This is a genomic window from Sorangium sp. So ce406 (assembly GCF_051474675.1).
GTDB classification, from domain to species: domain Bacteria; phylum Myxococcota_A; class Polyangia; order Polyangiales; family Polyangiaceae; genus Sorangium; species Sorangium cellulosum_G.
In genome coordinates, this window is record NZ_CP150340.1 from 10,500,212 (window position 1) to 10,524,647 (window position 24,436).

Below are 24,436 nucleotides of genomic sequence, written 5' to 3' on the forward strand. Positions count from 1 at the left end.
CCTCGTTCAGATGCGGCGGCGGGGGATGACTGGAGGATCGCCGGCGAAGGGGTTCATCGCCAGCGCGGCCAGCACGCCGGCGGCGCCCGCCTTGACCTTCTCCATGCCCGGCGCGACGGGCGCGAGCTCCTCGCGCTCGTCGAGGAGCTCGGGGGGGATGTCGAGCACGAACCGGCTCGGCGTCCTCGGCACCATCTTGCCGCGCGAGCCGCGGTGCTTCGCCCGCGTGAGGTAGAGCCGATCGCGGGCCCGCGTGACCGCGACGTAGAAGAGCCGCCGCTCCTCCTCGATGCTGTGGCCGCCGGCCTCGCCGCCCTCCGCGCTGATCGGCGCGGCGTCCGTGGCGCGCTCGTCGAGGCTGCGCTGGTGAGGCATCAGCCCCTCCTCCAGGCCGATGACGAAGACGTAAGGGAACTCCAGCCCCTTCGCGCCGTGCATCGTGGTGAGCGTCACGCGGTCGGTGGCCTCCTCCTCCTCGGAGTCCTGCCGGAGCGCGAGCAGCCGCAAGAACTCGGCGAAGTTCTCGCGATCCCCCTTCCCCTTCTCGTCGCGGCGCGCGAAGACGTTGAGTAGCCCCTCGAGGTTGCCCCAGCGGCGCGCCGCGGCGTTGTTCGTGGAGGAGCCGGCCATGATGTCCTCCTTGAAGCCGGCGTCGGCGAGGAGCGCGCGGGCGATCTCCGCCGAGGGCTCGCCGCGATCGAGCCGCGCGCGCGAGGCCTCGATGATCCGGAGGAGCTGACGGCAGCCCTCGATCGCCGCGGCGCTCAGCTCGTGGATGGCGTGCGGCCGCGAGACCGCCGTCCAGAGCGAGGCGTCGTGCGCGGTCGCGTAGGCGCCGAGCTTGGCGACCGCGGCGTCGCCGATGCCGCGCGCGGGGTAGTTCACGATGCGCCGCAGCGACATCTCGTCGTTCGGGTTGAGCGCGACGCGGAGGTAGGCGATGAGGTCCTTCACCTCCTTGCGCTCGAAGAACTGCTGGCCGCCGATCATCCGGATCGGGATCTGCCGCTCCTTCAGGGCGGACTCGATCGCGGCGGCCTGGAGGTTCGAGCGGTAGAGCACGGCGATGTCCTTGGGCCGCGCGCCCTCCCGCTCGAGGAGGCGCTGCGCCTCGGTGGCCACGAAGCTCGCCTCGACGTCCGGGTCGACGCAGATGATCGAGCGCACCTTGTCGCCCTCCATGCGCGTGGCGATGAGCGACTTCTTGTGCCGCCGGCCGCCCGACTTGGCGAGCACCGCGTTCGCCACGTCGAGGATCGGCTTGCGAGAGCGGTAGTTGTGCTCGAGCTTGACGACCTTCGCGCCCGAGAAGTGCTCCTCGAAATCGAGGATGTTGCGCACGTCGGCGCCGCGCCAGGCGTAGATCGACTGGTCGTCGTCGCCGACGACGACCACGTTCCGGTGCTCGCCGCAGAGCAGGCGCAGGAGCTCGAGCTGGGCGCGGTTCGTGTCCTGGTACTCGTCGACGATCACGAAGCGGTAGCGTATGCGCCAGCGCTCGAGGACGTCGGCGCGCGTCTGCCAGAGGCGCACCACCTCGCAGATGAGGTCGTCGAAGTCGAACGCCTGGAACGAGCGCAGCGCCGCCATGTAGCGGGGGTAGACGAGCATCGAGATCTCGTCGTACTCGTCGATGCCCTTGCCCTGCCGCTGCGCCTCGGCCCACGACTCGGCGTCGAGGAACGCGTTCTTGGCGTTCGAGATGCGCGAGAGGATGGCGCCGACGTCGTAGTTCTTCCCGGCGCGCAGCTCGCGGAGGATCTCGCGGATGACGCCGAGCGCGTCGGACTGATCGAAGATGGCGAAGGAGCCGCCGCGCAGGCCGAGCGCGCGGGTCTCCGCGCCGAGCACGTCGAGGCCGAAGCGGTGGAAAGTGCAGACCTTGAGCTCGCGCGCGACCTTCGCGCCGACGAGCTTGCCGACGCGCTCGTGCATCTCGGCGGCGGCCTTGTTGGTGAAGGTCATCGCCAGGATGGAGCGCGCAGAGATGCCGCGGTCGAGCAGGCGGGCGATGCGCGTGGTCACCACCCGCGTCTTGCCGGACCCGGCGCCCGCGAGCACCAGCATTGGCCCGAGCTCGTGCTCGACGGCCGCACGTTGAGACGGGTTCAATAAGCTCGTCACCGGGGCGTGGCGTAGCCCGAAGGAGGCCGGAGAGGGAGCTTGATTTTCCCGGAGCGCGGCGGCGGCCCGGAAGCCCGCGGGAAAGGCTCAGCCGCCCGGCGGCGTGGCGAATTGCCCGGGGAACGGGTCGGCCTCGCGGCGGCGCTGGAGCTCGTCGAGCGTCCAGGGCGTCGTGCCGCGCTCGTGGAAGAGGGCCACGCCGATCACGCCGACGTTCCGCGCGTCGCCGTGCTTCTGGTTCGCGTAGGAGCCGCGGACCGAGCCGAAGCGGAACGCTGCGACCGTGTCCATGCTCTGGCGGAAGCCGTCGATCTCGAGCTCATCGTGCGGCTCGATCAGGTAACCGCGCTTGCCGAACGCCGCGGGCTGGCCGTCCATGACGTCGAGGCCGTCGACGGAGACGACGCACTCGATGCGGGTCGGCGTGAGGTTGCGCAGGACGATGCTGTAGCGCTGGCCGGCCTCGCCGACGACGTGGCGGGTCTCGCCGGCGACGAAGCCGCTCAGGAAGCCGCCGCCCTCGGCGCGGAGCCCCACCGCGACGGCGCCGCCGGCCGAGGTGAACGCCTGCGGCGACGTGCGGCGGAAGCCGGACGCGCTCGCCATGGCGCGGGCGCCCTCGGCGTCGTTGTAGAACAGGCTCGCGACCGCGAACGGGCGCTCGAAATCGGCCCGCACGAACGGCGCGGTCGAGATGCGGGAGACGCGCGTCTCGCCCCACTCCGTGCCGAGCCCCGGGCGCTCGATCGGCTCCGGCGCGATCTCGCGGCGCGGCGACCTCCGCGCCGCGCCCTCGCCGCGGCCGGCGCCCTGCGCGGCGGCGGGGCGCTCGAAGTCGGCCGAGGGCGACGCGTCGAACGGCGCCGGCGCCGCCGGCGGAGGAGCGCCCGGCTCGAAGGCGGCGCCGTCCGGAAAGCCGCTCGCGCCGGAGGGATCGCTCGCGATCGCGACGGCGCTTCTCCCGGCCGGCGCGGCGTCCGCGGGGCGCGGCGCGGTGCTGCCACCGCAGGACGCCGTGCTCGCGAGGAGCGATATCGCCAAACAAGCCAGCCCGATTCGTCGCGTCCGGTCCATGGTGCCTCCACTCCGCAGTGCGGTGATGCGGTGTCGACCGGATAACGGGCTCGGCGGGGCTACCTTACAGCCGAGCGCACCTGCGCGGCGGCGCGCGCGGAGGGCGGCGCCGACGAGGGAGGATCGCTGCCGGGGAGCCAGCGCTGCGCGAGCGCGAGCACGAGCGCGGCAGAGGCGAGGGCGAGCGCGCAGATCCCGAGCGCGGCGGCGCGCGACGCGCCGCGCGCGCTCGCGATCGACGCACGCGCGCGCTGACGCGAGCGCGCCCGCGGCCGGCGCGCGAGGAGCGCGGCGCCGGGCCTGCCGCCGATCGGCGAGGCGGGCCGCAGGCGACGCTGCGACGCGCCGCGCGCGCTCGCGACGGACGCAGGTGCGTCGGTCGCGGTGGGGGTGAGCTCCCTCGCGACGGACGACGGCGCCGCGCCGGGCTGCGCGCCGTCGTGCAGCCGGCGCACAGCGGCCTCCATGTCGGCGGCCGTCTGGAAGCGGTGCTCCGGGGCCTTCGCGATCGCGCGCAGGATCAGCCGCTCGACCGCCGGCGGGATCGGCTGCGGCGCGAGGCGCGACGGCGGCGGCGGCTCCCGCTCGCAGTGGGCGAAGCGGAGCGCGTCGCGCCGGCCACGCAGCTCGTCGAACGGGCCCCTCCCGGCGACGAGCTCGTAGAGGACGAGGCCCATCGCGTAGATGTCCGCGCGCGGATCGATCGGCTGCGCGGCGCACTGCTCGGGCGACATCGTCCTCGGCGTGCCGATGACCGCGTCCGGGTCGGTGAGCGAGGCGCCGGCGTGGAGGAGCTTCGCGACGCCGAAGTCGAGGACCTTGAGCGTGCCGTCGTCGCACAGGAACAGGTTCTCGAGCTTGAGGTCACGGTGGACGATGCCCGCCGAATGCGCGAGCGACAGCGCGGAGAGGGCCTGCAGGACCAGGCCGAGCGCGGTCGGGACCGCGACCACGCCGAGGCGCGCGAGCTCGGTCCTGAGATCGCGCCCCTCGAGGAGCTCCATGGCGAAGTAGGGGCGGCCGCCGTCGGTCGCGCCGAGGTCGAACACCTCGGGGAGGCTCCGGTGGCGCAGGCGGGCGATCGAGCGCGCCTCGGCGCGCATACGCGCCGAGAGATCGAGGCGGCCGGCGTGGATCCGGTGCAGCACCTTCACCGCGAACCGCCGGCCGAGCTCGCGGTGCTCGACCTCGTACACCTCGCCCATGCCGCCCTGGCCGAGCAGGCGCACCACCCTGTAGGGCGTGCCCTGGAGCGGCTCGCCCTCGAAGAGCGCGCGGAGCTGCCGCGTCTCTGCGGAAGATTCGATCTCGGACGCGCCGAGCTGGCGCGTCCCTGCGCGAGAGCCGATCTCGGACGCGCGGAGCTGACGCGTCCCTGCGCTGGACCCGCCCTCGAGCGCGCCGCGCTGCCGAGGGTGGCTCGGCGCGAGCAAGGCGCCGCGCGCGTACAGCAAGGTGCCCGCCTCGGAGCGCTCCGCCAGCGCGCCGCTCATCGCGCCGCTCCGTGCGCGAGCAGCGACCGCGCGCCGCGCCCGCCGGCCGGCGGGGCGGCGAGCCCCGCGCCGCCGTCGGACGGCGTCTCCCTGCCGCCGTTCTCTCCCTGCGCGTCCGCGAGCGCGGCGGCCATCGCGTCGGCCGTCTGCCAGCGGAGCGCCGGGTCCTTCTCCAGGGCGCGCGCGACCGCGTGGTCGAGCGCCGGAGGTACCCAGAGGAGCGAGCGGAGCCGCGGCGCCGGCGTGTGGAGGTGCGCCCGCATCACCGCCATGGAGTCGACCACCGGGAACGGGCCTCGCCCGGTGATCGCCTCGAAGAGCAGGAGCCCCACCGCGTACACGTCGGTGCGCGCGTCGACCGCCTCGCCCCGGATCTGCTCCGGCGACAGGTAGCGCGGCGTGCCGAGGACGTTCGAGCCGGTCGACGGCTCCAGCCCGTCGCAGCTCACCTTCGCGATGCCGAAGTCGATGAGCACGGCGTGGTCGATCTCGGGCGCGCGGGGCGCGCACTCCAGATCGTCGGCGCCGTGCTCGCCGCCGGCGCTCGGCTGCACGAGGAAGACGTTCGCCGGCTTGACGTCGCGGTGGACGATGCCGGCCCGGTGCGTCGCCGCGAGCCCGCCGAGCACCTGGATCGCGATGCGCACGGCGGCGGGCGTCGCGAGCGGGCCGCGCGCGTCGAGCCGCTCGCGCAGCGTCTCGCCGAAGAGGCGCGGCATGACGAGGAACGGCCGGCCGTCGCCCGTCACGCCGACCTCCTCGACCTTCACGATGTGCGGGTGGCTCAGCGCCGCGAGGGCGCGCCCCTCCTGGACGAGGCGCGCGCTGACCTCGCTCGAGCCCTCGTGCATGGCGCGGAGCAGCTTGAGCGCCCGGAGCTGTCCGCGTCGCCCCAGCACCTCGAAGACCTCGGAGCACGAGCCCGCCCCGATCCTCCGGAGCAGGCGGTATGGAGTCCCCGGGAGCGGCTGTCCGTCGTTCTCTTGCACCATGTCCGTCGACCTCCCTTGCGGGGGCGCGCGGCGGAGGGCCGGCGCCTTCGTTCGGGGAAGGAATCGTCGCTCTCACGGCGAAAGTTGCGCGAACAAAGCGCGCGACTCACCAAAAAACGCGCAATCAACGGATGTGCAGTGGCGCGCGCTGCGCGCCGTTTCAGGGCTGTGCAGCGGGATCCGGCGCGCGGCTCGCGCTCAGTGATAGAGGAACCACCGGACGCCGGGCTTGATCTCCATATGGTAATGGTCGGCGTGCGCCGCGTTGTAATTGGGCGTCAGCACGTATGTAAAAATCCCGAGGTCGGCCGCCTCGCACACGATGGACCGGAGCTCGCGCGCCTCGGGGAGCTCGGGCTGGGGTGCCCCTTCTCCGCACGTCTTGTCCCCGATGCGGCCGTGGAAATGGCGGGCGACGCTGATCCAGGTGCCGTCGCGCTTCCTGAGCGCGCCGACGTCGATGGCCAGGCCCGCGGGGTGACGCGTGCCAGGCGGAGCCCACGCGCCGCGCGGCTTCTGACCCACGTCGCTGCGCAGCGCGACGTCGCCGCGGCGCCTGGGCGAGGACGCGGTGGCGCGGGTGGAGCCCACGGGCTCGCGGAGCGCGACGCGCCGGGTCCCGGCCTTGCCGGCCGTCTTTGAGGGCCCGCTGCGCGCCGCGGCCGCCCCCGGCCGATCGGCCGGAGCGCTCGGAGCGGCGCTTCGGGCGGCCTCCGCGGCGTTCTTCGGCTTCGCGCCGGCCCCCGCGGCGACCTTCTCCTTCGGAGCTGCACCGATGGTGCCCTTCTGCTTCGCAGCCGCCTCCACGGCGCCTTTGTCCTTCGGAGCTGCACCGGCGGTGCCCCTCTCCTTCGGAGCTGTCCCGGCGGCGCCCTTCTGCTTCGCAACGGCCTCCGCGGCGCCTCTGTCCTTCGGGCCCGCCTCCGCGGCCCCTTTCTTCGCCACGGACTTCGCGGCGCCCTTCTCCTTCGGGTGTCGCGGGGGCTCCTCAGGTGCCTTCGTCGCGTCGAGCGCCCCCTTCTCGCCGAGGTCCACCGGCGCCGGCTTCGGCGATTCCTCGGGCACCTTCGTCGCGTCGAGCGCGCCCTTCTCGCCGAGGTCCACGGGCGCAGCCTTCGGCGCCTCCTCAGGTGCCTTCGTCGCGTCGAGCGCCCCCTTCTCGCCGAGGTCCACGGACGGCGCTGTCCGCGGCGATTCCTTCGGCGCCTTCGACGTCGCGTCGAGCGCCCCCTTCTCGCCGAGGCCCACGGGCCGGGCGGGCTTCGGCGACCCCTTGCGGACGGCGCTGTCCGCGGGCGACGCCTGCGCGGTCGGGTGCCCGTGATCTCCCTCGTCGCCCGCGCCGTCGCGGCCCGGCATCGGCACGTTGGGTCGATACATCGTATAATGGACGACCTCGTCGATATCGTGCCGCGCCAGCAGGGCCGCGAAATCGTCGAGCGTGAGCGCGAGGCGCGCGTCCAGGATCTCGAACACGCTCGTCACGCGCTGCTCGGGCGGGAGCACCGAATGAAAGTGCACGCCGTTCAGCCGGCTCGTGAGCCGGATCGGCGCGCGCACCCCGGGCGCACGGTCGACCTTGATGTAGAGGATCTTCCGGCGATCCAGCTCGGCCATCGCCTCGTCGTCCGTCATGTTGGCGTAGCGGTACGCCGGCGACGCCTCGACGATGCTCGCGTCCGGCGTCATGAGGAACGGCGACGCAGCCGACGCGGACCCCGGAGAGAGCGACGCGACGGACGCGAGCAGCGCGCAGGCCAGCGGCTTCAGCAGACAGCGAAGTCGGGAAAACGGCACAGCGGCCGCACTCTAACGAGACCGCGCGGGAAGGCTAGAAAATGGGCGCAGGCTGGACCGGTGAGCAGCGCCCAGCGCGCCCCGGCCGGCGCTGACCATCGCGGACCGGCGTGCTCGCGGTTACGCTGAGCGCGCGCCGACGCCCGCGGCGCCGCGATCCCGCGCGCGCCTCCGCGACGAACACGCCTTGCAACCGCCGACCCCCATCGACCCGAGCCGCGACGCGAACCCCCGAGCCGGCGGCGAGGCCCCCGGCGCGCCCGCCGACGTGGACGCCGCGAGCGCGCTCCGCGGCGAGCGCCCGCGGCCCCCCGAGCCCACGGCCGCGCGCGCGCTCTTCGCCGCGGCCGCCACGACCGCCGCGGTGACCGCGGTGTCCTACGCGGCGCCGGCGAGCTACGCGGGCACGCTCGTGGGCCTCACGTTCCTCGCGGCGACGTTCTGGCTCGTGCTGCGGTACGACGAGGTGACCATCCGCGACCACGGCCTGTCGCTCGGCGGGATCCTCGAGCCCGTGCCGCTTTCGGCCGGGCGGCTCGCCCGCGCCGCGCTCCGCGCCGTCGCGTGGGCGGCCCTGGTCGCCGCGATCGTGTTCCCGCCGTTCTGGCTCGGCTACCGGCTGTACTGGGGCGCCGCCTCGCCGTTCGTGCTGCGCCCGCCCTCCGTCGACGAGATCGCCGCGCAGCTCCTCGTGGTCGCGTTGCCGGAGGAGGCGTTCTTCCGCGGCTACCTCCAGAGCGCCCTCGACCGCGTCTTCCCGCCGCGCGTCCGCGTCCTCGGCGCGAGGCTCGGCCCGGCGTGGCTCATCTCGTCGGCGATCTTCGCGCTCGGGCACGTGCTCACGATCCAGCACCCCGCGCGGCTCGCCGTGTTCTTCCCGGCGCTCCTCTTCGGGTGGCTGCGGGCGCGCACCGGCGGCATCGGGGCGCCGCTCGTGTTCCATGCCGCGTGCAATCTCTTCTCCCTCACACTCGCCCGCGGTTACGGTCTATCGCCGTGAGCACCTCGTTCGACGACACGGCGCCGCGCAGCCCCGGCGCGCCGGCGCGGCACGACGGCGCCGCGCCGCAGGGCGGCCGCGCGGCGCGCCGGCGCGCGGCGCTGTTCGACATGGACCGCACGCTGCTGCGCAAGGAGACGGCGAGCCTCTACGTGAAGTACCAGCGCCAGATCGGCGAGGCGACGACGCGCGATCTGCTGAGGACCCTCTACTGGGTCGGGCAATACACGCTCGGCGTGCTCGACGCGGTGAAGGTCGCCGAGCGGGCGCTGCTCTCGCTCGAAGGCATGCCCGAGACCGTCATGGCGGCCCGCTGCGACGACTGGTTCCGGCTCCACGTCGAGCCGCACATCGCCGACGGGGGGCGCGAGGCCGTGAGGCGCCACAAGGCAGCAGGAGACCTCTGCGCCATCGTGACCGGCGCGTCGCGCTACGCGTCGCACCCGCTCGCCAGGCGGCTCGGGATCGAGCACCTCGTCTCGAGCGTGCTCGAGATCGACGAGCACGGGCGCTTCACCGGCCGCGCCGAGCAGCCGCTCTGCTTCGGAGAAGGCAAGGTCGCGCGCGCGCGGGCGCTCGCCGACGCGCAGGGGTTCCGCCTGGAGGAGGCGACGTTCTACACGGACAGCATCAGCGATCTGCCGCTCCTCGAGCTCGTCGCCGTGCCGGTCGCCGTCAACCCCGATCCCAGGCTGCGCCGGGTCGCCGAGCGGCGCGGATACCGCATCGAGCGCTGGTGAGCGTGCGCCGCGTGCGCCGCGCGCTGCCGCCTCAGAACGACGGCGGCCGCGAGGCCGGCGGCGCGCCTGACGTCGGCGGCGGTCGCGACGTCGGCGGCGCGCCGGACGTCGGCGGCGGTCGCGAGGTCGGCCCCAGCGAGGCCGGCGGCGGCTGCGAGGAGTGCAGGCCGAGCGGGAGGCTCGAGCGAGAGAGGGAGGACCGCGTGTTGACCGCCCAGAGCACGATGGCGGCGACGACCGGGCCGATGAAGATCCCGGCCGCGCCGAACAGCTCGAGGCCGCCGAAGATGCTGAGCAGGGCGATGAGCGGGTGCATCCCGCCGTGCGAGCTCTGGACCCACGGCCGGATCACATTGTCCGAGAGCCCGATCAGGCCGGCCGCGACGCACATGCCGATGCCGCCGCCGATGCGCCCGACGATGAACAGGTAGATGGCCGCGCCCAGCGTCACCGGCGTCGTCCCGATCATGGGCACGAGCGAGAGCAGCGTGGCCAGCAGGCCGAACAGGAACGCGCCCGGCACCTTGAACACGAAGAGCGCGACCGTCGTCAGCGTCCCCTGGACGGCGGCGGTCGCGAGCAGGCCGAGCACCGCGCCGTGCACGGTGTCCTGGATCGAGGCGAAGAGGACGTCCGTCTCCTCGTGCCGGAACGGCGACTGCGTGAGCAGCCAGCGCAGCAGCAGGCCGCCGTCGCGGAGCAGGTAGTAGAGCGCCACGGTGAACAGGAAGGCGTCGACGATCGACTGCGGCACCGCGGCGACCATGCCCCCCGCGAAGCCCGCCATCGAGCTGCCCACCCGCTGGAACAGATTGCTCACGTAGTTGCGGACGTCGTCCCCGGACAGGCCGGCCCTGTTGATCAGCCCCGTTATCCGCCCGTCGTTGAGGATGCCCTGGAAGCGCTCGATGGTGCTGGACCAGTCCCGGGCGAAGAAGCGGCTGATCGAGGCGGAGGCCTCGATGATGATGACCGTGAGCGGGATGCACACGAGGATGACGACGCCGACCGTGGAGATCGCGGGCGCGAACCTGCGGAAGCGGCCGAGTCGAGGCGAGAGGCGGCGCTGGAGGGGGGAGACGAGGAGCGCGACCAGGCCGCCGAGCAGGACCGGGACGAGCAGCCCTTTGACCATCCAGAAGAACAGCGCGACGAGCCCCGCCCGGAGGGCAAACGACAACCATCGATCGGACTGAGTATCGTTCATTGCCGTGTGCGCTTGCCTGTACGCCGCCCTCGGCGGCCCGTTGCGGGCCCAAGGTAGGGTGGGCGTCCGGCATACACCAGCGATTTCCACGGCTCCGCGAGCGCAGCGCGCAGATTCCGCGGTACAGTCAAGCTCGGCCGACGACAGCGAAGGCTCACGACAGCCATCGCCGCCACGTCCGCTGGAGGGAACAAGGATGAGCACGAGCGGTGGTGGGGTTCCGCCCGGAGGCGATGGCTGGGGCAACGGAGGCGGAAGCTGGGGAAACGGCGGTGGCTGGGGGACGAGCCCGCCAGGCGGACAGGGCGTGACGCCGGGCGGACAGGGCGTGACTCCCGGCGGCGGTGGCGCGCCCTCGGCAGGGGGATATCCGCCGGCCGGCGGGGGATACCCGCCACCGGGCGCGGGGTGGGGCTCGCCGCCTGGCGGGGGATACCCGCCGCCTGGCGGGGGATACCCGCCGCCCGGCGGGGGATACTCGCCGCCGGGGGCTGGCTGGGGACCGCCGCCGGGAGGACCGGGCGGACCGCCGGGAAGTGGATGGGGGCCGCCGCCCGCGTACGGCGGCGGACCGTCGCACCCCGGCCCGATCCAGGGCACCTCGGACAAGGACCAGGCGACAGCCTTCCTGCTCGCGGCGTTTCTCGGGATCTTCGGCGTCGACCGCTTCTACCTCGGCCAGACCGGGCTCGGGCTCCTGAAGCTGTTCACGTGCGGTGGTCTCGGCTTCTGGACCCTCATCGACGTGATCCTGATCGGCACGGGTTCCATGCGAGATGCCCAGGGCCTCGTGCTCAAGCGCGACCCGCCGGTCGGGCATCCGACCAGGAGCCAATCCACGCTCTTTCTGCTCTCGTATTTCCTGGGGACCCTGGGGGCCGATCGCTTCTACCTCGGCCAGACCGGCCTCGGCATCGCCAAGCTCCTGACGTGCGGTGGACTCGGCATCTGGTCGCTGATCGACACGCTCATGATCGGCATGGGCCGCTTCCGCGACGCGGAAGGCAACTCGCTGCGGTTCGACCGCTGACAGGCCAGCGCGCAGCGGCCCGGACGAGACAGGCGAAGGCGCCAGACACGCCTGGAGCACCCCGGAGAGCTCTTCTCACGTCCTCACGTCCCTGGCGTCGAGTCGGTTCAACTCGATCTCTCGTCCGAGACCCCCCTCGATCAGCCGGGCAACGAATACGCGCTCTTCACCGCCGGTCACGACCAGGAGCTCGCGCCCCGATCGGCGCGCTCGGCGCGTCCCTCGGTATCCAAGAATGCATGGAGCGAACCCCGGCGCGCTCCGCCGCGCCCGTCACTCCAGCGCCAGCATGCGCACGGTGCGGGGCATGAGCCGCACCTCCAGCGCCCCTCGACGCGCCTCGAAGCGCGCGTCGTCCAGCACGTCGCGCGCGCGCGACGCGCGCACGGTGACGCGCGCCACCACGTCCGCGTCCTCGGGGTTCAGCAGGAAGAGCACCCGCGGGGCGCCCGACGCGTCCTCGTGCAGCGTGGCGAACACGGTGCTTGGATCGCACGCGAAGGTCGGCAGGCCGAGCGCGTCGATGGCGCGCGACACCGCGCTGTCCGCCGCCGCGGGGTCGTCCTGGAGCAGCGCCGGCAGGTTCTGGCCGGGGGCGAGGAGCCGCTTCAGGTCGTAAGGCTGCGGGAGCTGGCGGAAGGCGCCGTCGAACGCGGGCTCGCGCGGGCCGAGCGTGATCAGCGTCCCCTGCCCCGCCGCCGCCTCGAGCCGCGCGAACAGCTCGGGGCTCAGGCCGCCCGCGGTGGCGCAGATGATCCAGCGCGCGCCGGCGAGCGAGACGTCGCGGTCCTCGCCGCCCACGTGGGCGTAGGGGACGCCGCGCCCGTCGAGCGCCTCCTCGAACGCGCGCACGAACGTGTCGGACTCCACCGCGAGCGGGTAGCCGAGGCCGAGATCGTCCTCGAGGCACCGGTCGCGCGCGCCGAAGTTCATGATCGAGAAGAAGGCCCCGGTGAGCGGGCCGAACGCGTGCATCACGCGGCTCAGCCGGCGCTCGGTGCGCGGCGTGACGATGCGCACCGGCGCCGGGCGGCGGAGCGTGTGGAACGCCGTCGCCTCGAGCGCCGCGGAGAGCTTCCGCCAGAACGCGGCGAACGGGCGCGGGCGGCCGTGCGGATCGATCGGCGCGCCGATCCAGCGATCGCGCTCGACCGCCATGTAGATGTTGTACCCGCGCAGCCCGTAGGCGAGCGCCGCCATCATCACGAAGACGCTGTCGCGCTCCTCGAGCGGCGGGAAGAACGGCGGGAAGCCGGCGCCCATCTCGCACGCGAAGGGCGGCAGCGAGAGCGCCTCGCAACGCACGGCGAGCTCGCTCGTCCGGCGGGCGATGATCTGGCGGCTGCTCGGGCTCGCGACGCTGTAGTAGTCGAGGCCGACGAGGTCGACGACGCGCGAGATGCGGGCGGCGTTGAGCGGCGTCGCCTCCTGCCCCATCGGGAAGTTGTGCATCGTGGGCACGCCGTCGACGCCGGCCGCGGCGAGCGCCTTCGCGAAGCGGCCCATGGCGGTCTCGAGCAGGTGCTCGTGGAACTCGCTCCAGTCGAGGTGGCGCGCGAGATCGGCCGGCGTCTCGGCGTCGAAGGCGACCGGCGGCGTGATGGTCGCGAACCGCAGATCGCCCTCGTCGGCGGGCGCGCGCTCGCGGGCGACCGCGCGCAGGAGCGCCGCCGCGGCGTCCTCGGGCGCGGCGCCCTCCGGCGCGGGCTCCGCCCGCCGCGCGTACGCGCGCTGGAGCGCCTCGATCGTGCGGTATTTCTCGCGCAGGAACCCGCGGTACAGCGAGATCGCGTCCGGGTGGTAGTCCTGGTCGTACGCCCCGTCGCGGAAGTAGAGCGCGCCCTCGTTGTCGATCTGGACGAGCACGATCGGCCCGTCCGGGTGGAGGTGCGGCCGGAGCACCGGGCCGAGCGCGTGGAAGTAACGGGCGACCTCGTCGTGAAACGCGTCGCTCGCGTAGCTCGGCACCGGGAACCCGTACGGCAGCATCGGGAGCACGACCGGGTTGTTCCGCGCCGAGCGGGCCTGGCAGCTCGGGTCCCAGAGGATGCGCTCGGGGATGCCGAAGCCGGTGAGCTCCGCGTTGATGTGCGGGCCGGGGCGGGCGATGACGTGGAAGCCGAGCTCGTGCGCGAGCCGGAGGAAGGCGCCGACGTCGCGGCGCGGATCGATCTGGCCGAAATCGAACTGGCCCGGGCCGGTCTCGTGAACGGCCCACGGCACATAGATGTCGATCAGGTGAACGCCGAGCGCGCGCGTCGCCTCGAGGCAGGCGCGCCAGTCCGGCGGGTCGAGCCGCCAGTAGTGCAGGCTGCCGGCGTACAGCGGGACCAGCTTGCCGCCGATGTCGAGGCCGCCCGGGACGAGGCGGACCCCCCGCGTGAAGCGTTCCTCTGGAGAGCTCGCGTCCTGCGTCGTGGCCACGCGCGCGCACACTAGCAAGGATCGCCGGGAGATCGATACCGCCGCGTGCGGTCCGGCGAGCACGCCGGCCGGGGGCGACGGCGGCGCGGCGCGCGGTCAGCGCACGTCATCCATGGTGCGCGCGGCCAGCAGCGCATGTCGGCCCGCGGTCAGCGGATGATCGTCAGGGAGCGCGCCACGAAATCGTAAACGGGCCCCCAGTAGACCCCGAGCAGCAGGGTCGGAACCGCGAACGCGCAGGTCATCGCGCCGAGCAGCCGTCGCACGGGCGCAGGCTCCGTACGCTCGCCCTGCTCGAGGTACATCGCGCGGAGCACGCGCGCGTAATAGAAGAGCGAGATCACGCTGTTCACCACGCCGACGACAGCCAGGACCCAGCTCCACGCGCCCCCGGCGGAGATCAGCGCCGAGAAGAGGTAGAACTTGCCGACGAAGCCGGCCAGCGGGGGCAGGCCGGTGAGCGAGACGAGGAACACGGCCATCGAGGCCGCGACGAGCGGCGCGCGGCGCCCGAGCCCCCGGAAGGCGGAGAGCGTCTCGTCGCCGCCGCTCGTCTCGGCGACGGCCATCACCACCATGAACGCGCCGAGGTTCATGAAGCAGTAGGCGACGACGTAGAACACGACCGCGGCGAGGCCGGCGTCGCTGAACACGGAGAAGCCGAGCAGCATGTAGCCGGCGTGCGCGATGCTCGAGTAGGCGAGCATGCGCTTCACGTTCTCCTGCCCGAGCGCCGAGAGGTTGCCGATGGTCATGGTCGCCATTGCGAGGCACCCGGCGAGCACCGGCCACGGCGTCTCGACGGCGGGCGGCGGGCTCGCGGCGCCGAGCGCGTCCCAGAAGAAGCGGACCAGCACCGCGAAGCCCGCCGCCTTCGGCCCGACCGAGAGGAACGCGGTCACCGGGGTGGGCGCGCCCTCGTACACGTCCGGCGTCCACATGTGGAACGGCGCGGCGCTGATCTTGTAGCCGAAGCCCGCGAGGATGCAGGCCGTGCCGACGAAGACGACCTCGGGCACCCTGCCCTGCTGCGCGGTGAGCTCGGCGATCCGGGCCGCGCACTCGCCGAGGCGCATCGACGCGGTGATGCCGAAGATCCAGCTCATCCCGTAGAGCATGATCCCCGACGCGACGCCGCCGAAGATGACGTACTTGAGCGCCGCCTCGCTCGACTTCGCGTCGTTGATCTTGAAACCCGCGAGCACGAAGCTGATGACGCTGACGAGCTCGAGCGACAGGTAGATGAGCAGCAGGTGGCGGCTCGCCGCCATGAGGTTCATGCCGAGCGAGAGCACGAGGATCAGCGCGAAGAACTCGCCCGTCTCGCGGCGGAGCTCGGGCTCGACCCCCGTCTCCTTCGAGGGCGGCACCGAGAAGAGGACGATCGCCGCGGTGACGAACGCGAAGATCACGCGGAACAGGTTCGAGAAGCGGTCGAACGCGAGCAGGCCGTAGAAGAGGTTCTGAGGCCCGGCGTCGCTGGCCAGGAAGTACGCGCCCATCCCGCCCGACCAGCCGAGCGCCGCGAGGCTGATGATCACGAGGCCGCCGAGCTTGAGGCGCGCCGGCGCGGCGAGGTCCCACACGACGAGCAGCAGGACGGCGGCGATGAGGCCGAGCTCCGGCGCGAAGTACGCGAGGCTCTCCAGGTTGTCGAGGGTGCGGGTATCCACGGCTTATCTGGCGCTGGCGAGGGCACCCCGGCCCGCCGCGGCGCCCTCCTCCGGGGCCCGCGCGGCGCGGGCCGACGCGGCGCTGTCCACGCCGGGCGCGCCGGCGATCTGGAACTGCCCCGGCCTGTCGACGAGGCGGTGCACCTCGAGGGCCCCGCGGTCGATGAGGCTGAGCAGCGGGCGCGGCCAGAAGCCGAGGACGAGGACCAGCGCCGCGAGCGGCGCGATCGACGCGAGCTCCCGCCGGTTGATCTCGGGGAACTTCCCGCCGAACGGCTCGAGGTACTTGCTCTGCCGCCACGACGCGCGGAACGTGCCGAGGAACATCCGCTGGAGCGCCCAGAGGTGGTAGGCCGCGGTGACGATCACGCCGATGGCGGCGAGGATCGTGAGGGCGCGGTAGCGCGGGAAGGCGCCGATGAACGTCATCGCCTCGCCCCAGAAGCCCGACAGGCCGGGCAGGCCGAGCGACGCCATGAACGCGAAGCCCACGAGCGCCGTGTAGAGCGGCATCTCCGAGGCGAGGCCGCCGAACTTGTCGATGTCGCGGGTGTGCGCGCGGTCGTAGATCACGCCGACCAGGGTGAAGAGCATCGCGGTGATCAGGCCGTGGTTGAACATCTGGACGAGGCAGGCCTGGATGCCCTGCGGCGTCATCGCGCCGAGCGCGAGCAGCGTGAAGCCCATGTGGCTCACCGACGAGTAGGCCACGAGCTTCTTCAGGTCGCTCTGCGCCATGGCGCAGAAGGCGCCGTAGAGGATGTTGACCACCCCGAACGCCGCCATCGCCGGCGCGGCCCACTGCGTCGCCTCGGGCAGCAGGGAGAAGTTGATGCGGAGGATGCCGTAGGTGCCCATCTTGAGGAGCACCCCCGCGAGGATCACGCTGATCGCCGTGGGCGCCTCCACGTGGGCGTCCGGCAGCCAGGTGTGGAACGGGAACATCGGGATCTTGATGGCGAACCCGACGAAGAGCCAGATCCAGACCACCTTCACCGCGGCGATGCCGAGGATCTCCAGCCCCTGCGCCGTGAAGGCGACGCGCGAGAGCTCCGGGATCGAGAAGATGCGCTCGGTCGCCTGGCCGTCGACCAGGTAGGTGTGGCCGGCGTTCAGGTAGAACCAGATGAACGCGAGCAGCATGAACACGCTGCCGGCCAGCGTGTAGAGGAAGAACTTGATCGCCGCGTACTCGCGCCGCGGCCCGCCCCAGATGCCGATGAGGAAGTACATCGGCAGGAGCATCACCTCCCAGAACACGAAGAAGAGGAACAGGTCGAGGGCGATGAAGACGCCGTACATCCCCGTGACGAGGAGGTTGTACATGGCGAAATAGCCCTTGAGCTGATCCTGGACGCTGTAGCTCGCGAGGGCGCCCACGAACGAGATCAGCGCGGTCAGCAGGACCATCGAGATCGACACGCCGTCGACGCCGACGAAATACTCGACGTTCAGCGAGCGGATCCACACGCCATGCTCGATGAACTGGTAGCCGTCGTTGCCGTCGGCCGCGGTGAAGCCCCGGTCGAACTGGGCGTAGAGCCACCCCGCGAGGACGAGGTTCACGCCCATCAGCACGACGGTCATCAGCCGGAGCTTCCTGTCGTCCCGGAGGCGCAGGACGTGCGCGAGGAAGACCGCGACCACCCCGAGCAGCGGCAGGAACGTCATGAGCGAGAGGATGTGGTCGCCGACGAAGCCGAGGCCGCGCTCCGCGTGGATGCCCATCGCCACGGTCCGCGCTGGCTGCACCACGCCGGCCGCGCCGCCCGCGACAGCGTCCGACTCGACAACGACGTGCCCGTAGAGCTCGCGCGCGCGCGCGCCCGCGGTCTTCCACCGGACGAGGACCTTCCGGCTCGCGCCCGGCGCGAGGGTCGCCGCGGTGCCGCCGCCCTCGAGCTCCGCGCTGACACCGGGCGGGACGCGCGGATCCTCGGGCGACGTGCGCACGATCACCCGCGTCACCCGGAGGGGGCCGTCGCCGCGGTTCTCGATCGTGAACGAGCCAGCGAAGTCCGGCCCGCTCGCGGCGAGCTCGACCGGGGCGCCGGGCGCCTCCGCGCGCAGCGCGATCTGGCCGCGCGGCTCGGCCGCCCCCGGCGCCTGCGCCCGCGCGGGCAGCGCCGCCCCGAGCACGACGGAGAGCGCGGCCAGGAGGGAGAACAGGAGCTTCATCGTGGTGGCTCTGCCCGAGCTCGCGAGGGCGAATCCGCGAGGCATGTTGACGAAGGAGAGGTTCGACATCCGCCGTTCACCGCAGGAAATAATGAACGATGCTGAGCAAGGCGACGCCGCCCAGGAGAAGGTAGATGTAGCTCTGGATGCGCCCTGTCTGCAGGGACCGGAGCTTCTCTCCCGCGCTCAGCGTGCCCTCGGCGACGACGTTCACGACGCCGTCGACGAGGTACCGATCGATGGCGCCGGTGACCCAGGCCGCGGCCCGGGCCAGGACCGCGACGCCGTTGACGAGGCCGTCGACGATCCACCGATCCATCTCGGCGAAGAAGAGCCGCAGCGAGAGGAAGGCGCGCACCACGGTCGCGTCGTAGATCTCGTCGACGTGGTACTTGTTCGAGAGGAGCTGGAAGCCCGGAAGCCGCCGCTCCTCGGACTCCCAGCGCGGGGAGCGCCGCTCGCCGTAACGCGCGCGGGCGAGCGAGAAGGCGCCGATCGCGCCGCCGACGGAGATCGCCATCAGCGCGAGCTCCAGCCCCAGCCCGTGGCGCCGGAACGAGACGTCCGCGTGGGCGAACACCGGATGGAGCCACTCTTCCAGAAGGGCCTCGCCGTGGCCGCCGATGAAGTGGCTCGAGAAGCCGAACACCACGCCGGCGATCGCCGACAGGAGCGCCAGGACCGCGAGCACCCCGGTGATCGCCGCCGGCGACTCGTGGACCTTCTTCTTGATCTCCTTGCGGGCGTGCGGCCCCTCGAAGGTCAGGTAGTAGCTCCGCCACATGTAGAACGAGGTGCCGAGCGCCGCCGCCAGGCCCATGCCGTAGATAAGCAGCCCCGGGATCGGACCGGTGTTCTCGGTGCCGAACGCCTTCCAGAGGATCTCGTCCTTGGACCAGAACCCGGCGAGGAACGGGATGGGCGCGGCGGTGATGGCGAGACACGCCACCTGGTAAGTCCGCGCCGTGCGCGGCATGACGCGGCGGAGGCCGCCCATGTTGCGCATGTCCTGCGCCGCGGCCTCGTCGTGCTCCACGGCGTGCATCCCGTGGATCACCGAGCCCGAGCCGAGGAAGAGGCACGCCTTGAAGAAGGCGTGCGTCATCAGGTGGAACACGGCGGCCCAGTACGCCCCGACGCCGACCCCGATGAACATGAAGCCGAGCTGGCTCACCGTGCTGTAGGCGAGCACCTTCTTGATGTCGTACTGGAAGAAGCCGATCGTGGCCGCGAAGAGCGCTGTCGAGGCGCCGACGAGCGCGACGATCCCGCTCGCGACCGGGCTCAGCGCGTAGACGAAGCTGAGGCGCGCGATCAGGTAGACGCCGGCGGTGACCATGGTGGCGGCGTGGATCAGCGCGGAGACGGGGGTCGGGCCGGCCATCGCGTCGGGCAGCCAGACGTAGAGCGGGATCTGGGCGCTCTTGCCGGCCGCGCCGACGAACAGGAAGAGGCAGGCCAGCGTGACCAGCGCGACGCCGCCCCACACCGTCTTCGACTGGAGGGCATCCTTGAGGAAGGCCTTGCCGCTCGCGTCCTTGATCACGAGCTGATCGTGGATCTCGCGGAAGGTGACCGTCGAGCCCACGGTCGCCACCACGACCTCCTTGCCCGGCTCGACGCGCATCCGATCGATCGCGGCGATCTCGAGGCCGTCGCCCCCGATCACGGCGCCGTCGCCCGGCACGATCACAACGGAGTGCACCCCGGCGTCGATCTCCTTGCGGATGAAGGGCGAGACGCCGAACGGCGGCGGGTTCGAGGCGAGCTGCGCCGCGTTCGCGATACCGAGGTACACGCGCGCGCCGGGGTGGCCGGTGAAGGTGAGATAGCCCTTCGCGCCCGCGAGCCGCGGTGTCCTGCGCTGCCCCGCCGCGTCGCGCGTCCCGGCGGAGGCGCCTTGATCGCCGTGCGCCTCCCCGGCCACCGCGATGAAGCGCGCGCGGTAGTCGGACAGGTACCGGCCGTCGTCGAGCCACCTCGCGCCGAGGCCCCAGAAGAGGAGCGCGAGGCCGCACACGAAGCCCCAGTCGCCGACCCGGTTCACGACGAAGGCCTTCATGCCGGCAGAGGCCTTCTTGTAGTCGCTGTACCAGAACCCGATGAGCAGATAGCTGCAGAGGCCGACGCCCTCCCAGCCGAAGAACATCACGATGAAGTTGTCCCCGAGCACGAGGAGCAACATCGAGAAGACGAAGAGGTTCAGGTACGTGAAGAATCGCCAGTAGGCCGGCTCCGCTTCCATGTACGACGCGGCGTAGACATGGATGAGCGCGCCGACGCCGGTGATGATCAGCGTCATCACGCCGCTCAGCGGGTCCATCAGGAACGCGAAGTTCGCGTCGAGCGACCCGATGCGGACCATCTTCCAGGCGAAGCTGTAGAGAGCGCGCTCGCCCGGATCGAGCCCGGCGAGCTGCACGAAGTTCGCGAGCCCGAGCGCGAAGGCGCCCAGCATGGCGCCCACGGCGACGAGCGTGACGCCGAGGCTCCCGATGTGGAGCCGCTTCGACAGGTCGCGCCCGAACGCGCTCCGCTGCAGCGCCCGGCCGAAGAGCGCGTTCACCGCCGCGCCGAGCAGGGGCAGGAGCGGGATCCACCAGAGCGGCGTCAGCGACGCGTGGACGTGCGTGACCTGGCCGGAGTAGTCGGGCATCGTAGGGTCAGCCGGTGGGAACGTGGGCCGCCGCGCGCGTTCTGCGCTGAAAACGCCGCGCGACAGCGTGACTGTCGGCTCTGTTGACTCCCCCGCGAAGCCGGAGGAGCCGCACGTTAATGGAGGGCCGGAGGGCGGGTCAATACCTCCATCGGCGCTGATCCGGGGCGCGACGCGCCGATGCGGCGCGCGTCTCGCACCCGCGCAGCGTCATCCGTCCTCGGCCGTTTCGCCGTTGCTCGGCGCCGTCGCGTCGCTGCGCGTCTCCTGTGCGTCGCTGCGCGTCTCCGGCGCGCCGACGCCGAACAGCGTCGCGCGCCGGATCGCGAGCCACAGATCGCGCCTGCCCTCTCCGGTGATCGACGAGAAGCCGACCGCGCGGCGGAGCGCGCCTTCCGCGGTCCGCGGGGCCGCGGAGGCGAGCTGATCCAGCGCGCGCCGGACCGATGAGCGCGGCACCTTGTCGACCTTCGTCGCGACGAGGAGCAGCTCCACGGGCCGTCGGGCGACGTCGCGCGACGCCTCGATGAAGCGGACGAGCTCGAGATCGTCCTCCTCGAGGCCCCTGCGCGCGTCGACGAGGAGCAGCACCGCGGCGAGCGTGACGCGGCCGCGCAGGTACGCCTCGATCAGCGACGCCCACGCCGCCTTCTCGGACTTCGATCGGTGGGTGAAGCCGTACCCCGGCAGATCCACGAGATGGAACACCGCGCCGTCGCGCGCCCGGGCCTCGTAGAAGTTGATCTGCCGCGTCGAGCCGGGGTTCGAGCTCGTCCGGACGAGCCCCTTGCGCTCGACCAGCGTGTTGATGAGGCTCGACTTGCCGACGTTCGAGCGCCCCGCGAACGCCACCTCCGCGCTGGCGGGCGAAGGGAGCGACGAGAGCGTGCCCGCGCCGGCGACGAACGAGGAATCGACGATCTGGAACGGATCGAGCTGCCGCTCGGCGCGCGCCGGCGGCGCGGCGTGCCCCTTCGGAGCGACCTGAGCCTTCGGAGCGGCGTGCCCCTTCGGAGCGGCCTGAGCCTTCGGAGCGGCTTGCGCCTTCTGTGCGCGGCGGGCGGTCACTTGGAGTGGGGCGGCTGGAATTGCGGCTTGCACTCGTCGCACTGGCAGAGCGAGCGCAGGTACCGGAAGGTGTAGATGCCCGAGTCGTGCCGGTCTCCCCACGTGAACTGGAGCGCGTAGTTGCCGACCTGCTCGATCTCGCGGAGGTTCAGGTCGCCGCCGGGCACGAAGTTGATCGTGCCGCCGTGCCCCTGGCAGTTCGCGCACGGGCAGTACCCGCGCACGATCTCGTGCGGAAGGACGCCGCGGTGCCCGTCGGCCCAGTGAATCTCCATCACCCGCGCTCCGTGCGGCGCCTTGACCTGCGTGGGTGTGATCTTCGGATCCTGCGGCATCTTACCCTTCCAGCCGACGGCAGTACCACGCCGATCCGGCGCTGCAAAGGGCGGCGACCCCACGGCAGCCGCACGCCTGCCGCGCGCGCTCGCCTCCACGCTCCACGTTCCGCGCCAATCCGGAGATCCCTGCGATCCAGCGCCCGGCCGTCAGTCCTCGCCGCGCTCGCCGCGCCGTCCGGACGCCCCCCGGCGCCCTCCCCTTCCCGCGGGGCGCGGCCCCTCCGGGCTACCCCGCGGCGACCGCCCGCGCCTCGACGGGGGCGAGCGTCGCCTCGACGCGCTCGAGGATCCGCACCACCGCGGCGCCCTCGTCGAGCGGCGTCAGCGGCGGCGTGCGCTCCTCGACGCAGCGGAGGAAGTGCTCGATCTCGACCGAGAGCGGCTCGCGCCAGGGCACTTCGAGCTCGTGCCCGGACGGCGCGAGCGCGCCCCGCTCGGCGCGCTCGCCCGCCTCGGCGCCGCGCCCGTCCAGGAACAGGATCCGGTCGGGCGCGCGCACGTCATCGAAGACAGCGACGCGCGCGCTGCCCGCGAGCCGCAGCCGCCGCTCCTTGGTCGGGCTCGACGAGCAGAGCTCGATCTGCGCGGCGAGGCCGCTCTCGAGGCGCACCTCCACCGTGACGCGCTCGCCGCCGGGCGAGAGGCGGCCCCGTGACTCGACGACCGGGCTCGGATCGAGCGCCGCGAGCACCGAGAGGTCGTGCGGCCCGAGCGTCCACAGCGCCGAGGACGCCCCGCCGCCGCCGGCGCTCGCCGTGGACAGGCGCGCGGCGCTGAAGCTCACGAGCTCGCCGAGGCGCCGCTCGCGCGCGAGCGCGACGAGGTGCACCACGGAGGGGTGGTAGCGGAGCAGGTGGCCGACCATGCCGATCCGGCCGAGCGCCGCCGCGCGGGCGGCGCAGCGGTCGGCCTGGATCGCGGACAGCGCCAGCGGCTTCTCCACGAACACGTCCGCGCCGGCCTCGATCGCGCGCAGCGCGAGCTCCGCGTGGCTCGCCGCCGGCGTCGCGATGAGCACCGCGTCCACGCGCGCGGCCAGCGCCTCGTCGACCGTGCGCACGAGCCGCGCCCGCGGCGCGAGCGCGCGCGCCCGCGTCAGGCGCCCGCGATCGACGTCCGCCACCGCGACGACGCGCGCCCGCGCGTTCTCCGACAGCGCGCGCAGGAGCTTCTCCCCCCACCGCCCGCAGCCCACCAGCGCGACCCGGACGCTCACGGCGCCCCCGCGGACGCGGCCGGCGTGGCGGTGAGCTCGCGCAGGATCGCCTCGCCCTCGCCGTTGCCCGGGTGGATCGACGGGCCGTTGATGTCGACAAGGAAGTCGTAGAAGAGCGCCGGCTCCCCCTCGATCGTCGCGCGCACGCGGACGTGCTGGAGGCAGGCCGACTCGGTCGACGCGCTCCAGACGGGCGCCTTGCCCGGGTGCCGCGCGCCGATCGCCTCCGGTGCGCTCCGGCCGCCCTCCGGGCGGTGCTGCTGCACGACGCCGAGCGCCGCCCTGCGGTCCGAGGCGTTGAACCTCGACTGCACCCGGAGGACCACGCCCGCGGCGACCGCGCTGGTGCCCACGAGCAGCAGCGTCCGCAGCGCCTTGCCGTAGTCCATCCGCGAGCCGTATAGCCCCGGCGCCCGGGGAGAGCCAGCCGGAGCGCCGGGCAGCGCTACCCGACGAACGATCCGAGCCCGCGGAACCTGCGGTACCGGTCGTCGACGAGCTCCTCCGGGCTGAGCGCGTCCATCGACGTGAGCGTCGCCCAGAGCGCCTTGTCGAGCCGCGCCGCCGCCTCGTCGTGATCCTGGTGCGCGCCGCCGGTCGGCTCCTCGACGATCGTGTCGACGACGCCGAGCTGCAGCAGATCCGGCGCGGTGATCTTGAGCCGCTCCGCGGCCTCGTCGGCCCGCGCCCCGTCCTTCCAGAGGATCGCCGCGCACCCCTCCGGCGAGATGACCGAGTAGCAGCTGAACTCGAGCACCAGCACCCGGTTGGCGACGCCGAGCGCCAGCGCGCCGCCCGAGCCGCCCTCGCCGATGACGGTCGCCACGATCGGCACCCCGACCCGCGCCATCGCGGCGAGCGCGGCGCCGATCGCCTCGCTCTGGCCGCGCTCCTCGGCGCCGATGCCCGGGTAGGCCCCCATGGTGTCGATGAACGTCAGGATCGGCAGCCCGAACCTGTCGGCCATCTCGTAGAGCCGGATCGCCTTCCGGTAGCCCTCGGGGTGCGGCATCCCGAAGTTGCGCTTCACGTTCTCCTTCGCGCCGCGCCCCTTCTGGTGGCCCACCACGACGACGCTCCGCCCGTGGTAGGTCGCGAGCCCGCCCACGATCGAGCAGTCGTCGGCGAAGCGCCGATCGCCCTTCAGCTCGACCCAGTCGGTGAACAGCCGCTTGATGTAGTCGAGCGTGTACGGCCGGTTCGCGTGCCGCGAGAGCAGCACCTTCTGCATCGGCGTGAGGCCCGCGAAGATCTCGCGCGCCAGCCGGCCCGTGTTGTCCTCGAGCTGCGCGAGCTCCGGCTCGAACCGCGGGTCGGCCGCGGCGAGCGCGCGCAGCTCCCGCACCTTCTCGATGAGCTCAGCGACCGGTCTCTCAAAAGGTAGAATGGAAGCAGCCACGGGCCGGACCCTAACGCTGCAGCGGGC

At 72.6% G+C, this 24,436-nt stretch carries 18 protein-coding genes; 3 read left to right on the forward strand and 15 right to left on the reverse strand.

Annotation, left to right across the window (positions count from 1 at the left end; all coding sequences use genetic code 11):
- Window positions 1-6 precede the first annotated feature (6 nt).
- The 5 genes from WME96_RS39405 to WME96_RS39425 form a co-directional block, all read right to left on the reverse strand.
- Window positions 7-2,124 carry an ATP-dependent helicase gene (locus WME96_RS39405; RefSeq protein WP_437286707.1) on the reverse strand — a complete coding sequence of 706 codons (2,118 nt, stop codon included), beginning with the start codon at window positions 2,122-2,124 and terminating at the stop codon, window positions 7-9.
- Between the two features lie 87 nt (window positions 2,125-2,211).
- Entirely contained in the window at window positions 2,212-3,198 is a 987-nt protein-coding gene (locus WME96_RS39410; protein WP_437286708.1) for a hypothetical protein, read from the reverse strand.
- 59 nt (window positions 3,199-3,257) lie between these two features.
- Window positions 3,258-4,691: a serine/threonine-protein kinase gene (locus WME96_RS39415; protein WP_437286709.1), complete on the reverse strand. Its 1,434-nt coding sequence runs from the start codon at window positions 4,689-4,691 to the stop codon at window positions 3,258-3,260.
- Window positions 4,688-5,683 carry a serine/threonine-protein kinase gene (locus tag WME96_RS39420; RefSeq protein ID WP_437286710.1) on the reverse strand — a complete coding sequence of 332 codons (996 nt, stop codon included), beginning with the start codon at window positions 5,681-5,683 and terminating at the stop codon, window positions 4,688-4,690. The genes WME96_RS39415 and WME96_RS39420 overlap by 4 nt, the downstream gene beginning before the upstream one ends.
- A gap of 198 nt (window positions 5,684-5,881) precedes the next feature.
- Complete coding sequence (locus WME96_RS39425; protein ID WP_437286711.1) at window positions 5,882-7,480, reverse strand: extensin family protein; 1,599 nt, start codon at window positions 7,478-7,480, stop codon at window positions 5,882-5,884.
- 187 nt (window positions 7,481-7,667) lie between these two features.
- On the opposite strand from WME96_RS39425, the gene mrtC reads away from it, so the two are divergent.
- Both mrtC and WME96_RS39435 read left to right on the forward strand, forming a co-directional pair.
- The gene (gene mrtC / locus WME96_RS39430) at window positions 7,668-8,480 is read left to right on the forward strand and encodes a myxosortase MrtC (RefSeq protein WP_437286712.1); all 813 of its coding nucleotides are present in this window, start codon (window positions 7,668-7,670) and stop codon (window positions 8,478-8,480) included.
- Window positions 8,477-9,220, forward strand: a complete 744-nt coding sequence (locus WME96_RS39435; RefSeq protein ID WP_433930183.1) for an HAD family hydrolase — start codon at window positions 8,477-8,479, stop codon at window positions 9,218-9,220. Before mrtC ends, WME96_RS39435 begins: the two co-directional genes overlap by 4 nt.
- Window positions 9,221-9,251: 31 nt before the next feature.
- Here WME96_RS39435 and WME96_RS39440 read toward each other — a convergent pair whose 3' ends face one another.
- The gene (locus tag WME96_RS39440; RefSeq protein WP_437286713.1) at window positions 9,252-10,400 is read right to left on the reverse strand and encodes an AI-2E family transporter; all 1,149 of its coding nucleotides are present in this window, start codon (window positions 10,398-10,400) and stop codon (window positions 9,252-9,254) included.
- Window positions 10,401-10,623: 223 nt separating this feature from the next.
- Here WME96_RS39440 and WME96_RS39445 point away from each other — a divergent pair, with 223 nt between their 5' ends.
- On the forward strand, window positions 10,624-11,457 hold the full coding sequence (locus WME96_RS39445; protein ID WP_437286714.1) for a TM2 domain-containing protein: 834 nt from the start codon (window positions 10,624-10,626) through the stop codon (window positions 11,455-11,457).
- Window positions 11,458-11,730: 273 nt separating this feature from the next.
- Here WME96_RS39445 and WME96_RS39450 read toward each other — a convergent pair whose 3' ends face one another.
- The 9 genes from WME96_RS39450 to WME96_RS39490 all read right to left on the reverse strand — a co-directional run bounded on the left by WME96_RS39450 (window position 11,731) and on the right by WME96_RS39490 (window position 24,409).
- Window positions 11,731-13,881: a beta-galactosidase gene (locus tag WME96_RS39450; RefSeq protein ID WP_437286715.1), complete on the reverse strand. Its 2,151-nt coding sequence runs from the start codon at window positions 13,879-13,881 to the stop codon at window positions 11,731-11,733.
- 149 nt (window positions 13,882-14,030) lie between these two features.
- Window positions 14,031-15,554 (reverse strand): NADH-quinone oxidoreductase subunit N, encoded by a 1,524-nt coding sequence (locus WME96_RS39455; protein WP_437286716.1) that lies wholly within the window; start codon window positions 15,552-15,554, stop codon window positions 14,031-14,033.
- A 3-nt stretch (window positions 15,555-15,557) separates the two neighbouring features.
- The gene (locus tag WME96_RS39460) at window positions 15,558-17,801 is read right to left on the reverse strand and encodes a complex I subunit 4 family protein (protein WP_437286717.1); all 2,244 of its coding nucleotides are present in this window, start codon (window positions 17,799-17,801) and stop codon (window positions 15,558-15,560) included.
- Between the two features lie 7 nt (window positions 17,802-17,808).
- Entirely contained in the window at window positions 17,809-20,388 is a 2,580-nt protein-coding gene (locus WME96_RS39465) for a proton-conducting transporter transmembrane domain-containing protein (protein WP_437286718.1), read from the reverse strand.
- Window positions 20,389-20,598: 210 nt separating this feature from the next.
- Window positions 20,599-21,456 carry a ribosome biogenesis GTP-binding protein YihA/YsxC gene (gene yihA / locus WME96_RS39470; protein WP_437286719.1) on the reverse strand — a complete coding sequence of 286 codons (858 nt, stop codon included), beginning with the start codon at window positions 21,454-21,456 and terminating at the stop codon, window positions 20,599-20,601.
- The gene (locus WME96_RS39475) at window positions 21,453-21,791 is read right to left on the reverse strand and encodes a gamma-butyrobetaine hydroxylase-like domain-containing protein (protein ID WP_437286720.1); all 339 of its coding nucleotides are present in this window, start codon (window positions 21,789-21,791) and stop codon (window positions 21,453-21,455) included. The genes yihA and WME96_RS39475 overlap by 4 nt, the downstream gene beginning before the upstream one ends.
- Before the next feature lie 229 nt (window positions 21,792-22,020).
- On the reverse strand, window positions 22,021-23,010 hold the full coding sequence (locus tag WME96_RS39480) for a Gfo/Idh/MocA family protein (RefSeq protein ID WP_437286721.1): 990 nt from the start codon (window positions 23,008-23,010) through the stop codon (window positions 22,021-22,023).
- Complete coding sequence (locus tag WME96_RS39485) at window positions 23,007-23,399, reverse strand: hypothetical protein (RefSeq protein ID WP_437286722.1); 393 nt, start codon at window positions 23,397-23,399, stop codon at window positions 23,007-23,009. Before WME96_RS39485 ends, WME96_RS39480 begins: the two co-directional genes overlap by 4 nt.
- 56 nt (window positions 23,400-23,455) lie before the next feature.
- On the reverse strand, window positions 23,456-24,409 hold the full coding sequence (locus WME96_RS39490) for an acetyl-CoA carboxylase carboxyltransferase subunit alpha (RefSeq protein ID WP_061619523.1): 954 nt from the start codon (window positions 24,407-24,409) through the stop codon (window positions 23,456-23,458).
- Window positions 24,410-24,436 lie beyond the last annotated feature (27 nt).